This window comes from Pedobacter sp. AC190 (genome assembly GCF_979258025.1).
The window spans coordinates 4475724-4492152 of the sequence record NZ_OZ409824.1; the positions used below are offsets into that span (position 1 = coordinate 4475724).

Genomic DNA, 16429 nt, shown 5'->3' on the forward strand with positions numbered 1-16429 from the left:
AAACAAAACTCCCAGCTTAAAATTTTTCTATTGAAGGCAATGCTGTGGCTTTGACAATGCATCCCGAAAAATTTGTTAGGCTGGATTTTAGCAGAACGATTTTTAGTGCTTTGGCCTTTCAATTTGCAAATAGCGTGTGCACCAAAACTGTTGATTTTTAACTTTCAACTTTTAACCTTTAACTTTCAACTCAAAACCCGAAACCTTAACCCCTCCAATGTCACTCGATTTGTAAGCACTTTCTACGACCGCCATCGTCTGTATCACATCTTCCACGCTGGTATGTAGCCCAACATCACTTCCCTCGTTAAATCGCATTAAATTTGCCATTGTACCAATAAATGCTTCTGGAAACCACGAACCATCTAATTTTACCGTTTGCCATTCAGGCGATTTCCCTTCTTCAACAATACAGTATTCAAAAACATCAGGCACACCATGAGGATAATCCATTAACAAACCTATTTTAGCAATGATTGCACCTTTGGTTCCCTCCCATTTGATATAGCTTTCCTGATGGTTTGGACCGAAATCGTGATCGTGGTTGGTGTTAATGACCGCATGCATCGTATCGCCATAATCGAATAAAATCGTAGAACGGGATGATGATAGATTTTTCGCAGGATGTTTCAGCGTTTTTGCTAGAACACTTTGCGGATTACCCAAAAACGAACGAATTAGATCTACATAATGAATGCTATGGTACTGAATTTCCAACCTCGGATGGATAATCACGTGAGGGAAAATTTCCCAAGGCGTTTTGATCGTCACGCGAACTTCCATATCATACAATTCGCCGATTAAACCAAGATCAATCAAATATCTCGCAGCGCTTACAAATGGGGCAAAGCGTAATTGAAAATTTATGGCAGCTTTTAAATTTTTCTTCCTACACAGTTCCAAAATTTTATTTGCTTGTGCAAAATCATCCCCCATTGGCTTTTGAATTAAAACGGCACTTCCATCTGGCAATTGGTTTAAGGCATCAATGTATTGTGCAGGCATGGTTGTTAAATCATATACTGCATTTTCGGGGGCATTTGCTACAGCTTCAGCAACGGTATTAAATACATTCGGAATCCCAAAAGTATCGGCTAACTTTTGCGCTCTTTCCTTAGTTCTATTTACAATTCCGAAAACTTCAAAGCCCGCAATTTTATAAGCTGGCAAATGTGCATCAGCAACAATTCCTCCAGCACCAATAATAATGATTGGCTGGTTCGATTTTGGTAATTCTGGCTTATATTTTATATCAATACTCATTTATCAATTTCGTTAATTTGGTTTTGAGCAAGCTGAATAAGTTCTTCAGATGTTGTATCTGAATTAATCGCCTGCAAAACCATTTTATCAACTATTGCTGCAATTGCAGCCCAATTTTGTTTTTGAGGAAGTGTTCTCGCCACTTCATGAAGCTGTTCTAATTTATGATAGTAAGGGATGATTTCGTTGATTTCGGAATCTTTCCATGTCGAGATTCTGCAACCAATTCCACCCTCTAAGGTGAGCTGTTTATCTTGTTCTTCAGCTAACGCGAAGCGAAGAAAATCGTATGCAATTGTTTTGTTTTTGCTGCCTTTGGCGATGGTATAAAGCCAGTAAACATTTAAAGATGCGGAATTTTGACCAGTTCCCGATGGCAATAAATCAACATCAATTTTACCCTTAACTTTTGAATTCCCATCTACTTCGCACATGGCGGCAAAACCAAACCAGTTAATCATCATGGCTGCTTCGCCTTGCGAAAAAGCGATTCCTGCAGCTACAGATTCAAATTCAGAAGATTTTGGATGAACCGCAGTTTTATCGTTTACGATTGTTCGGTAAAAATTTAAGCCATCAACTGCGGCTTGAGTATTTATTTGTATGAAGCCGTCTTTATCGACCAAACCTCCACCTCTGGTCCATAATTGCAAACAAAAATCGAAAACCGCGTTATGCCCATCAGGGTAACAGGCAAAAATACTTCCATATAAATTATCCGCAGGGCGATTAAAAAATTGCGCTACCTGATGGAAATCTTCCCAGGTTTTTGGAACTTCTAAAGCTTTACCGAACTGTTCCTGATAACTTGCTTTTTCCTTTTCATTATCAAATAAATCTTTTCGGTAAATGAAACATTCAGGACCATCATGAAATGGAAATCCTACCACTTCCCAACCGAAGCGTTGCAAACCCAATAGCGACTTGCTCCATCCTTTGGGAAAATCTTGTGGCTTATTTTTATTGATGAAAGGATTTAAAACTTCAAAATCCTGATTGGAATAGCCTTCCAAAATCCAATCGGTGCTAATGTGGGCGATATCGAAATCGCCATTGGCCAGACCTTTTTGAGTGATGGTGCGATCGTAAAGTTCATGCAAATCCATCACAACCATTTCCAGTTTCAAGGTACAGCCACAAAATTCACAGTATTTGTCCCAAAATTTCTGCATGGCAGATTCAAATGGTGCAAATTTGCGAACGGCTATTTTGAAAGTTTCTATTTGGTTATGCATTTGCAATTGTATTCTGTGTGATGAATTCTTTTATAATCTTTTCATTATCCTGCCCTAATTTTGGCGAACCTTTTGATGAAGTAAGCAACTCGCCATCAATACGAATTGGGCATCTGGTGGTTTCATATTTGTAACCATCTACCATTTCCACTTCTTGTATCATATTCAAAACCTTGAAACCATCGTGAGCCATTAACGCATTCCAATTCAAAACATCTGCACACCAAATATCGGCTGGTTCTAATATAGAAAGCCAATTTTCGGTGGTGCTAGATAAAAGATGTTCAGCTAAAATTGCCTTAATTTCATCACGTTTATCAAATGCCTCACTTAATTCAACGTAGTCTTCCAATTTCTCACAACCTAATAATTTACCAAGCTGTGGAATTGAACCCATTGCCAAAGCTAAATATCCATTTTCTGTTTGATAAATACCATATGGAGCACCCAAATAAGCATTTGCATTGTTGTTTTTAGAACGTTCTGGCAATGCACCGCCGTCATTCATAAAAGTGGTAATGGTTTCAAATTGAAAATCGTAAGCCGATTCCATCATGCTCACTTGCACAAAGCCACCTTCATTTTTTATCGCTTTGCGATACAAACAAGCTAAAAGACCTTGTGCTAAATGTGCGCCAGCCAACATATCTACAATGGATAAACCCATTGCTACAGGGCCGCTATCGGCATTTCCAGTGAGCGAAGTCAAGCCTGTAACCGATTGGAGCAACAAATCCTGGCCAGGCTTATTTTTCCATTCGGTTTCCGTTCCATAGCCCGAAATTTCGCCGTAAATAATTGATGGATTTAGTGCAGTAACCGATTTATAATCGAAACCCAAACGTTCCATTACACCAGGTCGGAAATTGTGTATCATTACATCTGCTTTTTTGAGCAGCTCGCGAACCATTTCACAATCTTCTTCACTCTTTAAATCGACTTCAAAGCTTTCTTTATTTCTATTGATGGCATGAAAAACAGACGATTCGCCATTCATAATCAAGTTTGAAGTGTATAACGTTCGGCAAATATCGCCCACGCCCAAACGCTCAATTTTAATTACACGGGCACCCATATCGGCTAAGCGCAAACTCGCCGATGGCCCAGAAAGAAACTGGCTGAAATCGATAATTAAATAATCTTCAAGCGGTCTCATAATTTTATTTATTTCTATAATCTTGCTGTCATTCTGAGAACAACGAAGAATCTCTAGCCGAATAGCATACTATAATTATCACACACTATTCTGTGGTTTAATTAAGTTACTTTTTCATCGCTTGCAGATTCTCCACTGCGTTCAGAATGACAACTGTTTATAAATATTTTCTAATTCAATTCTCTATTAATATAAACCAATCGTCGCTGTGAACTCTTTCCAAAGGTTTACCTATTCTATTGCCCTTCTGTCTAAACGACGACCGAGTTTACTTCACTTTATCTTCAGGCTGGTCAAGGATATTTTCTTTGACTTAATGAAATGAGGATTTAAACCCTCAAAACAATCAATCGAGATTACAAATCTCGACTAACAACCTAGTTTAATTCAACAGGGATTACAAATCTCGACTAGCAACCTATTTTAATTCAAACTCTTTATTAATCTCTTCCGTATTAATACCTAATTTTGGTGCAGCTTTTGCCGCAAATAATTTCTCATGATCTAAGCGTATCGGACTAACCGTAGTCTTTATTTGCTTTCCATCACTCAACTCCAAATTCTGTTCAATTTGTAGTTTTTTATAAGTATTCAACTCCGTTGCGCCTTGATAATTTAATACTTCTGCACACCAAATCCCACTACTTTCTAAAAGATTAATCCAAACTTTAGTATCATCTTTCCTAAATGTTTCCGCTAAGCGAACAATCAATTTATCTCGATTCTCGAATGCCGAACCAGCTTCGACGTATAAATCACTAATGTCACAATTAATTATTGCACAAATATTTGGAAGATTTCCCATCGCCATTGCAATATAACCATCTTTGGTTTCGTACATCCCGTAAGGTGCACTCAGATACGCATGTGCGCTACCTTTTGCTCCGCTTCTATCGGGAAGTTTCCCTCCATCGTTCAGATAAGTTGTAATCACTTCAAACTGAACATCCAAAACAGATTCTAGCAAACTAACCTCAACAAGTACACTTTTATTGGTTTTTGCTCTTTTGATTAATGCCGCCATAATGCCTTGCGCCAAATGGTTTCCGCACATAATATCAGAAACTGATAAACCAAAAGGAACTGGTCCATCGGTATCAAGACCTGATAAAAAAGTTAAACCTGAAACGGCTTGTACCAACAAATCCTGACCAGGTTTATTTCGCCAAGGTCCTTCATTGCCATAACCCGTAACCATTCCATAAATAATTTTCGGATTGATTTGCTTAACATTTTCGTAGTCTAAGCCAATTTTCTCCATCACACCTGGACGAAAATTATGTGTCATTGCATCAGCTTTGCTGATGAGCTTTTTCAATTTTTCTAAATCTTCAGGATTTTTTAAATCAGCAGCATAACTTTCTTTATTGCGATTGATAGTATGAAAAAGCAAACTATCTTCATCAACAAAAAGATTTTTGATGGATAATTGGCGACAAGCATCGCCAGTATTTGGTCGTTCGATTTTGATTACACGAGCACCTAAATCAGCTAATTTCAATCCAGCGGATGGGCCTGCCAAAAACTGGCAAAACTCTAAAACCAATAATCCTTCTAACGGTCTGTTCATGATAAAACCAAAGTTTTAGATTTCTTATATAATTCGTTCATTTGAGCTAAAACCTGAATTTCATCTCCGCCATCCATTAAATAATCTCGAACCACATCGCCTGCATGGTCTTGAAAATACATAGAACCATGGTAACGTGGACGAAGAAAAGCACGCTGTAAGGCGGGCAAAGTGTTTGCAAAATAATTCTGGCTTTGGCGATTTACTTCGTCGTTTTTCCAGGCGGCTAAATGCCCTGGTTGTCCGCCATTTTCGAAAAACAATGTTGATTGACAAGCTGGAGAACCCACAAATTCTACATATTTCGCAGCAACATCCATTTCTTCGCACTTAGAAGAAATAGCCAAACCTGTTCCGCCCAAAGTGCTTCTTAAATTGGTTTTTCCATCTAAAGAAATCATATCGTGAAAATGCAAAACCTTCCGGGCATAGCCATTTCTTGAATAATTTGAATAACCATAAGCAAAAGGACAATAAGCAATTTCATCCGTTATAGTCATCGACTCATAAACCTGAATTGGGTTTCTGTTGAAGTTTCCTTTATCCATTTTAGATGCCAGCTCACGGTACATTTTTAATACTTTAACACCTAACTCCTGCGAAACAACTTCTTCATCGTTTTGGCAAGGGTCTTCTCCTAACGAGCAGCAAAGTGTATAAAAGTTCATTAAAACATCTATCGGAATACCTGCGAATGCAACTAATCCTTGATCGGCAAGTGCTAATAAATCTTCAAAAGTTTTAGGTAATTGCAATCCTTTTTCTGCTAATAAATCTGGTCGAGATGCCGCCACAGGTGTTGCCGCATCAATTGGCAAGGCCCATAAATGTTCCTCGTAAAAATAACTTTCATAAGATTGACCAACTGAATTTCGTTCCTGATCTTTCAAATAATCATCAGAAAGGTAAAAATCCAGCGCAACAATAGATTTTGTTTTCGAGGCAAAACCTGCCCAGGGGTGGTCGATAACCAACAAATCAAATCGCTCTGCTAATTCCTGAATGGAAAAATCGGCAAATTGCTGCAAACTTCTTTTCTCCCAGGTAATGTTAACATTTGGGTATAATTCAGAAAATCGCTGCGCTGTTGCCACCATCGGCAAAAGCCCACGACTGTGGTTCCATGTTATTCCTTTTAAATTAATCGTCTTCTCCACTTAATTTCCTTTTTTATTTATTGCTGTCATTCTGAACGCAGTGAAGAATCCCTGACCGATTCAACATAAGCTCGATTTGAGTTACTGCCATTTTAATGACTGCTTTTTATCGTTTACAGATTCTTCGTTCCTCAGAATGACAATACCTAAAATTTTATTCTTTTCATCTTATTACTAACTTCTTCCTTTTTACCATCAAAAGGGAAAAGATAAAAACTGTATTTATAATTTTTTGATGGAATTTGATATTGCGGCAATGGTGCTGCAACATCACTCCAACTATCGTTTCCACCAGCGCCCATTTGAATTAAATCTACATTAACCGTTAAAAACCCTGCATCTTTTAATTTGTTAGTATGTTTTGCTGCTTGCACATTTTCATCGGTATAAGGACTAGCGCTCATGCTCAGCAAACTGTCTGCAACAAAAACTAAACCTTGGTTTTTTGCAGAGTTAGAAAAGTACATCCAACGTACATCGGTTCGGTTTCCATTCTCTTGCGGAACCGCATAGTGCTCCATAAAATCGTTAATTGGTTCGCTGTAAATTGCCACATCTGCACCATAATTTTTATCGATATAATTCTCCATCGGACCTTTACCATACCAAGAAATATTATCGTTTTTGCGTAGGATACCTAGCTGCATTCCAACTTTTGGAATATTTGGCAAACCTGATTTTACCTCTAAAGCATAATTAACTTTGATAATTCCGCTTGATGAAATTTGATAATTTACTTTAACCTTGGCACTATCGTTAATCAAACTATAATCGCTGGTAATTAACAATCCAGAACCATCTTTAGCATCAAATTTTCCAGCAGAGCTTGAAATGAATTTCAAGTCTTTAGCATACCATTGCTTTAATTTTTTGTTCGATTTCCAGCCACGTTTATCATTATCAGTTAACGGACGAGTAAAATTCGGCAACAGCGGAGCAAAAATTTGTTGTTCGCCTTTCCATTTATAAGAAACCAAAGCACCATTCTTTTTGCTGATGCCAATTTCGAAATTTTGACTTGAGTAAATATCTAATTCGGCATTACTTGTATATTTTGGTTGAGCAATCTTATCAACTGATTTAGCTTCTGCCAAACCTGTTAAAGCAAATTGGTTTGCTGCAACTTCGAAGCCTTTATTTGCCCAAAGTTCATCTTTACTCAAAGAGAAATGAATATCAGCCAAATATTCAGAACCAGATTCCATTTTTGGCAAATACTTGGAAATATTTAGCAAAGTATCCTTTCCTGCAGCTAAATTAATTGCTGGTAATACTTTCTGACTAACAACCATACCATCTTTCCGTACAATTAGAGTAACCGTATAATCATTTAAGTTTTTTACCGAATGGCGATTTGTAATTTTAATTATTGCTTTCGATTTATCGCTAAGCTCACTTTCTGCACCTTGATAAACACGTTTACATTCGAACATTGCGCCTTTTGGTTTACCGTCAGAATTTACAATGCCTTTAATGGTGAAATTATCGAAATACTTTTCACCAAAATCTCCGCCGTAGGCATAAAATTTATTTCCAGCACTATCTGTCTGTAAAATTCCCTGATCTTTAAATTCCCAAATCGCACCACCAATTATACGAGGCGTAGCACGAAAAACATCCCAAAAATCTTTCATATTCCCAACCGAATTACCCATCGCATGTGCATACTCTACAAAGAAAATAGGTCTATTATCACCATTCTTTTGCTCAGCTAGCATTTTCGGCGTGTAGATACTTGGATACATCCTGCTCACAATATCAATATAAGGTTGGTCTTGAGGATTTTGCAACCTGTGAGAATGGTCGTTAGCTTTTAAATAAGCTGGGTTGCTTGGATCCATATAGCCTTCTAAACGTGGATTACCCATTGCTGGTTCATAATGAACTGGCCTGGTGATATCAAAATCATGAATCCACGCTGCCATAGCTGCATGATTCGGTCCACTACCCGATTCATTTCCTAAACTCCAGATTATAATACTTGGATGGTTTTTATCACGCATCACCATTCTACTGCTGCGTTCTAAATAGGCAGAAGTCCAGGTTGGGTCGTTGCTTAATTTACCACCCAAACCATGTGTTTCCAGATTCGCTTCATCAATTACTAAAATTCCAAATTCATCGCATAAATCATACAAATAAGGATCCATTGGATAATGGCTTGTTCGAATGCAGTTAAAATTAAAACGTTTTATCGTTAAAACATCTTCCAAAATATCCTCTCTACTTAATGCTTTTCCTTTTGTTGGATGATGATCAGGGCGATTAATACCATATAAATAAGTTTCTTTTCCATTGATTAAAAGCTTTCCGTTTGTTTTAGAAAATTCGATGCTACGGAAACCAACTTTGGTACTTTTTACTTCTAAAACCTTTCCTAAACTATCTTCTAATGAAATGGTAAGCGTGTAAAGATTTGGAACTTCATCGCTCCATTTCAATGGATTTTTAACCTTCGTTTCAAGCAAACCAAATTTTACGTTATCTAATCGTGGCCAGATTTCATTTATAATGCTTTCTGCACTTCTTTCTAAAGGATTTGCAAAAACTTCCTTGCCATTTTTATCAAAAAGCGAAGCTTTAACTTTGTAGCCTTTCACTTCTTTACCAGTCAGGTTTTCAATTCGCGGACGAATGCTTAGCGTTGCATCTTTGTAATCCTTATCCAACTTAGTTTGAACAAAGAAATCTGCGATTCTAAGTTTTGGTTCTGCTAAAAGTATAACTTCTCTGTGGATGCCACTTAAACGCCAGTGATCTTGGTCTTCAAGAAAACTACCATCCGTCCAACGCATTACCTGTACCGATAATATATTTTCTCCAGCTTGTAAATAAGGTGTAATATTAAACTCAGAAGAAAGAAAACTATCTTCGGCATAACCTAAAAACTTACCGTTTAGCCAAACTTTATAGCCCGAACTTACCCCACCAAAATGCAGTGTAATGTTCATGTCTTTCCAATTTTCAGGAATAGAAAAAGTGCGTTGATAACTGCCCACTCCGTTATAATCCATCGGCGGATTTGGGGGATTAACTGGACGAAACGGATAAACGGCACTTTTATAAATTGGCTTATCATAACCTTTCATTTCCCAGTTTGAGGGCACTTCTATCTTTTTCCATCCGCTAACGCGTGATTTATAAAAATCAGTTGGCGCATCGGCAGGTTTTATCGCGAAATTGAAATCCCAATCGCCGTTTAAAGAAATCATTCTGGTTGATTTATCTCGATTGCCATTTTTTGCATCAGCTATGCTGGTAAAGGAATAAGCCGTTGCCCGAGATGCATCGCGATTTATTCCACTAACTAATTGGTCTTCCCAAGGTTCTTTGCTATAAATTTGAGGCGCTTTTTGAACGGCCGTTGGTGTTTTATCAACAAGCTGAGCAGACGCCGAAGTCGCTAGCAGGGTTAAGCATATTAATTCTAACCGTCTAAAATACTTAAGAACATCTAAGTTTCTCGAAACTGAAAAGCTTTTGCAAAAAGATTGCTTTGTCAAACTTCCTCTCAATGACGATAATGGGAACGTCATTGCAAGGCATGAAGCAATCTTTATATAACTAGGTTTCTTCATCATTTTTCAGTATTAATTGTAATTGATGAAGAAGATAAACCGTTAGATGTTGCAGTTAATTTAATATTCCCGCTTTTTTCTGTTGATTGAAGAATAGCCAGACACAAACCGTGAAATGCTTTGCGGTAATTGGCTTTAAAAGGCTCTAAACTCGCCTGAAAACCATTATCAACGCCTGCAACAAAACCATTTCCTTCTACCTTAAAATCAACTAAATTATCTGCATTAGGCACTAAATTTCCATTTTCATCTAAAATTCGAACAGTAATAAAAGATAAATCTTTACCATCAGCTTTAATATTTTTTCTATCAGCGATTAATTCAATTTTTGCAGGAGCTCCAGCTGTTTTTACTTCACGTACCAAAACTTCCTTGCCATTTTTTCTGGAGATCGCTTTCAATGTTCCAGGTTCAAAATTTACATTCCAAAGCACATGTAAATCATCGTTTTGCTTAGTTTTTTTACCTAAAGATTTTCCGTTTAGATAAAGTTCAACCTCATCAGCATTGTTGTAATAAGCCCAAACCTCAATTGATTTTCCTTGCTCCCAATTCCAATGTGGAAGTATATGCAAAACAGGTTTGTTTGTCCATTCACTTTGGTACATATAATAAGAATCCTTCGGGAAACCTGCTAAATCAACGATTCCGAAATACGAACTTCTGGCTGGCCAGGGATAAGGCAAAGGTTCGCCAAGGTAATCAAAACCTGTCCAAACAAATAAACCCGAAACATGGTCGTACTTTTTCGCTGCCGCCCAGGTTTCTTCATGTGTAGAACCCCAATAAGCAGAAACGTTATCGTAAGAAGATGCAGACCATTCTTTATTGCCCTCAACAAATTTTGTTTTACCATCTCGCGGCCAACGGCGAATGGTATCGGCTGTATCATAAAAACCTCTTGTTTGTAAGCCAGATGTTGTTTCTGTAGCCAGAAATTTCACACCAGGATAGTTTTTCTGGAAATCGGCGTATTTTTTATGGTTATAATTTAAGCCATAAATATCTAAAGCCTTAGCCTGATAAATAAAGTTTTTAGTCGAATCAGTTTCGGTTAAAGCCGAAATTACAGGACGAGAAGTATCCAAATTCTTAACAATTGAAACCAATTCTTTTGTAAGCGCAATACCTGTGCTGTCAAATTGTTCGCGAATTTCGTTTCCAATACTCCATAATATAATTGATGGATGATTTCTGTCACGAAGAACCATATCTTCTAAATCACGTTTGTGCCATTCTGGAAAGTTTAAGTGATAATCATTTTTGGTTTTTTTCTTCGCCCACATATCAAAAGCCTCATCCATTACCAGGAAACCCATTCTATCACATAAATCTAAAAACTCTGGCGCAGGTGGGTTGTGTGCAGTCCGTATGGCATTCACACCCATTTCTTTCATAATTTCCAGCTGACGTTCCATCGCTCGAACATTAACCGCAGCACCCAATGCGCCTAAATCGTGGTGTAAACAAACACCGTAAATTTTCATCGGTTTGCCATTTAAAGAAAAGCCTTTTGCCGCATCAAAGTTGAAAGAGCGAATTCCGAACTTGGTTTCGTAGGAATCGATTATTTTACCGTTTTGAAGAATCTGAGTAACCAATTTATACTGATTAGGATTTTCTACAGACCAAAGCATCGGATTTTTTAAATCGAATAGTTTGGTAAACATATCTTGTTCTTTGCCTAATTTTTTAACATTGTAAGTTGAATTATTTACTAATTTACCGTTTGGGTCATATATTTTCTCAATCACATCAGCTGACTGAATCCTACCAGTTTCATTTATAATCTTTGTATTTATTTCAACAATAGCATGAGGATCTGGATAATGTACATCTTTTGCATTTGCTTTAACAAAATCAGCTCTTACGAATGTTCCCCATTTTGCTACAGCAATTTTAGCTGTTGAGGTTAACCAAACATTTCTATAAATACCTGAACCTGAATACCAACGGGAATCGGGCTGTGCAGAATTATCAACTTTAACGGCGATAATATTTTTTCCCGTTTTTAGATATTTGCCTATCTCGTAAGAAAACGATGAATATCCATACGGCCGTTTGCCTAAATATTTTCCGTTTATCCAAACTTCGCTGTTTTTGTAAACGCCATCAAATTCGATGGTTATTAATCTGCTTTGAAAATTAGCAGGTGCGATAAATTCTTTTCTATACCAACCAATTCCAGTTGGCAAACCGCCACCTTCGGGTTTTGCAGGGTTTTTCTCATCAAATTTCCCTTCAATACTCCAATCGTGTGGCAAAGTCAATTTTCTCCATTTTGCATCGGTAAATGCAGGAGATTTTGCACCAGGTTCATCGCCAAGGAAGAATTTCCAATCTTTGTTGAAGCTTGTTATAGAGCGAAATTCAGAAATCGTATTTACTGGAACAGTCGTCATTGCGACGCACGAAGCAATCTTAATGCGGTTACTATTTAAACCCATAGTTGCTAGATTACTTCGTGCCTCGCAATGACGTGGTGCAAAAAACATCACGAACACCAAAAGTATCAAACCAAACATTCTATATTTAAACTGAGGCATCTTCATTTCTAATTATTGAACAAAATTCACTTTACTTTTACCTAAATCTTTCGACGTTGCAACGGCAATACCGCGTTGATCTTGCTTGTTAACAGCGCAATAGAAGTGATAAACTACTCCTTTATATTTAAGCACAAAAGATTTATGTGCATATAATTCATCGTATTTTTCTGATGATTCAATTAGGTTTTCTCCAGTCCAATCGGTCCAGTTTACCAAGTCTTTAGAAACCGCAAAGCGATTAAAAGACCCTTTTCTATCCTGCCAAAAAGCGCCAAAATAAAACATCACATAGTTTTTACCCATTTGCTGAATCACAGCATCGCCAGTAATTCCTACAGGATGATGAACAACTGGATCTTTCTGAAAACGATTCCAATTTATCATATCATCAGAAACCGCCATACCAATCCGCTCATACCAACGTGTTTTTTTATTATTAGTTAACGAATCGCCAACGGCATTGTAATACATCACAAATCGATGCCCTGTTAACCTCTTCTTATCTTCAATTACAGTGCTTTTGAAAAGTTTGTTGCGGTTTTCCCACCAGCGAACATCTGTATCTGAAGAACTTAAAACTGGCTTATCCAACCTTTTCCACTCCTGTACGACAGATGGGTGCTGGTTTGTAAAAGCCATCCCGATGGATAATGGTTCTACTTCGTAACCTTTCTCTTTTCCACCGAAATACGACATCCAATATTTTCCATCAAATGTTTTAGCTTGGTAACTTCCACCCCATTTCGTATCTAATAGTGCATTGTAACCCGCCTTTTGATTATCATCCCATTTACCAGATTCTTCAAAAGACATCAGTTTCCCAAGGTTTTCCCAATGCAGTAAATCACTGCTTTTTGATAACCAGGTTTCGTAACCACGACCGCTAAAAATCAGGTAAGTCATATACCAATCTTTACCTTTTCTAAAAATCGTCGGGCAATCCATTTTATGGTCTTTATCATCAGGAACCAAAACCAAACCATATTTGTAAGGCGTTTTTACTTCCTGATAAATTTTTTCCATTTCAGTTTGAGAAACAGGATTTTTAATCTCCTGAGCAAATGCGGAAAAGCTTAATAGCGCAACAAATACGTAGATCCAAATCGCTCTCATCTATTTCACATTAAATTTATAAGTGCCCGAACCTATTGAAATTTTTGTCTTTCCCTGCTCAGACCCAATCGTTTGGAAAGCGACATTGTTTATTTCGCTAACTTTTTGATTAACCGATACAGGAAGATAAACATCCGCGGTTGTATTTGCTGGAACATTTACTTCCAATGTAAATTCTTTACCTGTTTTTTTCCATGAAGAGGAAATTTCCCCGTAAGGAGAATTGTAACTTACATCAGCCGAAGTTAAATCGCCAACTATCTCAGGTTCAATTTTAATATTTTTAAAAGCCGTAGAATTTTCTGCTTGGCGAATACCACCGATGCCGCTATAAAGCCATTCCATTAAATGCCCGAGCATAAAATGATTATTTGACACGGTTGGAAGTGCGGCCCAACTTTCGGTTAAAGCTGTTGCACCTTTGGCTATTTGCATCCCATAACCTGGAACATCCGAACGACTGTTCATATCGAAAATCACATCAGATTTCCCTGCATCTTCCAACACACGCAAAACATAACGATAACCGATATCACCAGCTGTTAAACTATTTTTTCTATCTCTGATGTCTCTTACCAAATTATCAATTACGGCAACTTTATCTTTGTCTTCAACCAAACCCATATAAACAGCCATCGCATTTGCAGCTTGAGAACCTGTAGCATACTGGTTGGTTTTGCTATCGAAAAACTTATTATTGAATGATTTTCTAACTTCAACAGCTAATTTTGAATAAGTTATAGCATCTGCTTTTTTACCTAAAAGTGTAGCCATTTTTTCCAAAATCTTCAAATCATAATAATAAATCGCAGTTCCAGTAACACCCATCGGCGTTAATTGAGAAACGCCTGGTGGTTTCGGACCTAAATCGTACCAGTCGCCTAATCCTTGTGATAAAATATGATGGTCAGCTTTAGTGGCCAAATAGTTGATATAGCGTTGCATCATTGGGTAATAACCTACCATTGCCTGTTTATCTCCATACCACTGATACAAATACCAAGGCAATAAAATGCCACTACTGCCCCATTCAGGCGAATCGCGAAACATATCACCACCCCACTCAAATTTTACATACTCAGGTGCAATTTCAGGAATTAATCCGTTTGGCAATTGCGAGTTTTTCATATCCTGCAAAGCTTTTTTGAAAAGCGGTGCAGCATCGTAATTATAACCAACTGAGTTACCCATTAAATGCAATTGCTCTAACCAACCCAGTTTTTCGCGGTGCGGACAATCGGTAAAAACACTTACCATATTGCTTTTTATCGACCAATCTATCAGCTTAAAAGTTTTGTTAAATAACTCATTAGATGATGAAAATTTCCCCACTGGCTCTGCTGCATTTCTTATATGCAATGCTCTTAAATCTTCAATTACGGCTTTGCCTGATGTATTTCCTTTTCCAGTTGGAACGCCACCTTTAACTTGTAAATAGCGAAAACCTGTATAAAAGAATTTTGGTCGCCAGGTTTCTAAACCATCGCCTTTTAAAATATAACTGAAGTAAGATGGACCACCTATATTTTTCTGTGTAACTGAACCATCTTCCTTTATTAATTCAGCTGGCGTAATTTTAATCGTATCGCCTTTTTTACCACGAACTTTTAATTCAATTATAGCCGATGAGTTTTGTCCTAAATCGTAAACCCATTCTCCATTAATTGTACTAGTAATATTTTTTGCAGAAAAATTATCGAAAATCTTAACAGGTTCTTCCTTTTGAGCATTCAATTTTGGCCCATCAACAATTAATGATGATTTCCAATTACCATCATTAAAACCTGATACATTCCATCCCTTTTGTTCGAGATTTGCGTTGTAATCTTCGCCTCCGTAAATGCTAGAAAAAGTTACGGGAGATTTATCGGTTTTCCAATTCTGATTGCTGATAACATTTTCAGATGTGCCATCAGCATATTCAACCAAAACTCTACAAATCATTTTTGGGTAACCATAAGCAACCTTTAATTTTCTGTATCTATCTTTTACTGGCGGAACGTAATAAAAGCCGTTACCAAGCATTACGCCAATGGCATTTCCGCCTTTTTTAACTTGTTTGGTTATATTGTAAGTAACATACAAAGCCTCCTTATCGTACTTCGTCCAGCCAGGAGCAAGAAAATCATCTCCAACTTTCGCTCCGTTCAAACTCATTTCGAAATGCCCTAAGCCAGAAATAAAAGCTGTAGCTTTTTTAATCGTTTTCGTTACCGAAAAATCTTTACGAAACATCGGCAAAACATTATTGGCATTGAACTTATCCTTCTTACCATCCGTTGGCAGGATATTTACATTTGAATCGGCTAATTTATCAAACGCAATCCATTTAGCACCTTTCCAATCTTCAGCATTTAACAAACCCATTTGCCAAAAAGCAGTTTTGCTCCAGGCAGATTCATTTTTATAATTATCCCAAACCCGAATTTTCCAATAATAGGTTTTAGTAGATAAAAGTTTTGCACCACTATATTTTACCTGAATCGATTGAGATGAATTTACTTTTTTAGTATCCCAAACATCACCAATATGCTTATCTAAATTAGCCTGACTGCTCGAAACCAAAATCTGGTAAGCGGTTTGCATCACATTGTGTTTTGATGATTCTAATTTCCAGCTCAAGTTTGGAGCAATAAAATCTACACCGATTGGATTTACCAAATACCCACACGTTAAACGATTTACGCTAATATCCTGAGCTAAAGCATTTTTGCTTGAAAATACCAGAAACATCAATACAAATAGCATTGATAAAGCTTGTTTAAACAAGTTTCTACAGGTAACTAAGGCAGATAATTTATTATAATA

General features: G+C 37.2%; 9 protein-coding genes. All 9 read right to left on the reverse strand.

What is annotated here, in order from left to right:
- Positions 1–171: 171 nt before the first annotated feature.
- The 9 genes from ACZZZI_RS19660 to ACZZZI_RS19700 all read right to left on the reverse strand — a co-directional run bounded on the left by ACZZZI_RS19660 (position 172) and on the right by ACZZZI_RS19700 (position 16369).
- A complete protein-coding gene (locus ACZZZI_RS19660; RefSeq protein WP_316758173.1) occupies positions 172–1263 on the reverse strand; it encodes a Gfo/Idh/MocA family protein in 1092 nt (363 codons plus the stop codon).
- The gene (locus ACZZZI_RS19665) at positions 1260–2498 is read right to left on the reverse strand and encodes an extracellular solute-binding protein (protein WP_316758171.1); all 1239 of its coding nucleotides are present in this window, start codon (positions 2496–2498) and stop codon (positions 1260–1262) included. Before ACZZZI_RS19665 ends, ACZZZI_RS19660 begins: the two co-directional genes overlap by 4 nt.
- A complete protein-coding gene (locus ACZZZI_RS19670; RefSeq protein ID WP_316758169.1) occupies positions 2491–3654 on the reverse strand; it encodes a CaiB/BaiF CoA transferase family protein in 1164 nt (387 codons plus the stop codon). The genes ACZZZI_RS19665 and ACZZZI_RS19670 overlap by 8 nt, the downstream gene beginning before the upstream one ends.
- Positions 3655–4072: 418 nt before the next feature.
- Positions 4073–5224: a CaiB/BaiF CoA transferase family protein gene (locus ACZZZI_RS19675; RefSeq protein ID WP_463490880.1), complete on the reverse strand. Its 1152-nt coding sequence runs from the start codon at positions 5222–5224 to the stop codon at positions 4073–4075.
- Positions 5221–6381, reverse strand: a complete 1161-nt coding sequence (locus ACZZZI_RS19680; RefSeq protein ID WP_463490882.1) for an ABC transporter substrate-binding protein — start codon at positions 6379–6381, stop codon at positions 5221–5223. The genes ACZZZI_RS19675 and ACZZZI_RS19680 overlap by 4 nt, the downstream gene beginning before the upstream one ends.
- A 146-nt stretch (positions 6382–6527) precedes the next feature.
- Entirely contained in the window at positions 6528–9962 is a 3435-nt protein-coding gene (locus tag ACZZZI_RS19685) for a glycoside hydrolase family 2 TIM barrel-domain containing protein (protein ID WP_316758165.1), read from the reverse strand.
- Positions 9959–12505 carry a beta-galactosidase GalB gene (gene galB, locus ACZZZI_RS19690; protein WP_463490885.1) on the reverse strand — a complete coding sequence of 849 codons (2547 nt, stop codon included), beginning with the start codon at positions 12503–12505 and terminating at the stop codon, positions 9959–9961. Before galB ends, ACZZZI_RS19685 begins: the two co-directional genes overlap by 4 nt.
- A gap of 12 nt (positions 12506–12517) precedes the next feature.
- Positions 12518–13621, reverse strand: coding sequence for a glycosylase (locus ACZZZI_RS19695; protein ID WP_316758160.1), 1104 nt, complete (start codon positions 13619–13621; stop codon positions 12518–12520).
- The gene (locus ACZZZI_RS19700) at positions 13622–16369 is read right to left on the reverse strand and encodes a family 78 glycoside hydrolase catalytic domain (RefSeq protein WP_316758159.1); all 2748 of its coding nucleotides are present in this window, start codon (positions 16367–16369) and stop codon (positions 13622–13624) included.
- Between the last annotated feature and the right edge of the window lie 60 nt (positions 16370–16429).

Bases quoted from the DNA above. Each gene is read 5' to 3' on its own strand.
- ACZZZI_RS19660 (WP_316758173.1), bottom strand. From the start codon at position 1,263: ATGAGTATTGATATAAAATATAAGCCAGAATTACCAAAATCGAACCAG.
- ACZZZI_RS19665 (WP_316758171.1), bottom strand. From the start codon at position 2,498: ATGCATAACCAAATAGAAACTTTCAAAATAGCCGTTCGCAAATTTGCA.
- ACZZZI_RS19670 (WP_316758169.1), bottom strand. From the start codon at position 3,654: ATGAGACCGCTTGAAGATTATTTAATTATCGATTTCAGCCAGTTTCTT.
- ACZZZI_RS19675 (WP_463490880.1), bottom strand. From the start codon at position 5,224: ATGAACAGACCGTTAGAAGGATTATTGGTTTTAGAGTTTTGCCAGTTT.
- ACZZZI_RS19685 (WP_316758165.1), bottom strand. From the start codon at position 9,962: ATGATGAAGAAACCTAGTTATATAAAGATTGCTTCATGCCTTGCAATG.
- galB (WP_463490885.1), bottom strand. From the start codon at position 12,505: ATGCCTCAGTTTAAATATAGAATGTTTGGTTTGATACTTTTGGTGTTC.
- ACZZZI_RS19695 (WP_316758160.1), bottom strand. From the start codon at position 13,621: ATGAGAGCGATTTGGATCTACGTATTTGTTGCGCTATTAAGCTTTTCC.
- ACZZZI_RS19700 (WP_316758159.1), bottom strand. From the start codon at position 16,369: ATGCTATTTGTATTGATGTTTCTGGTATTTTCAAGCAAAAATGCTTTA.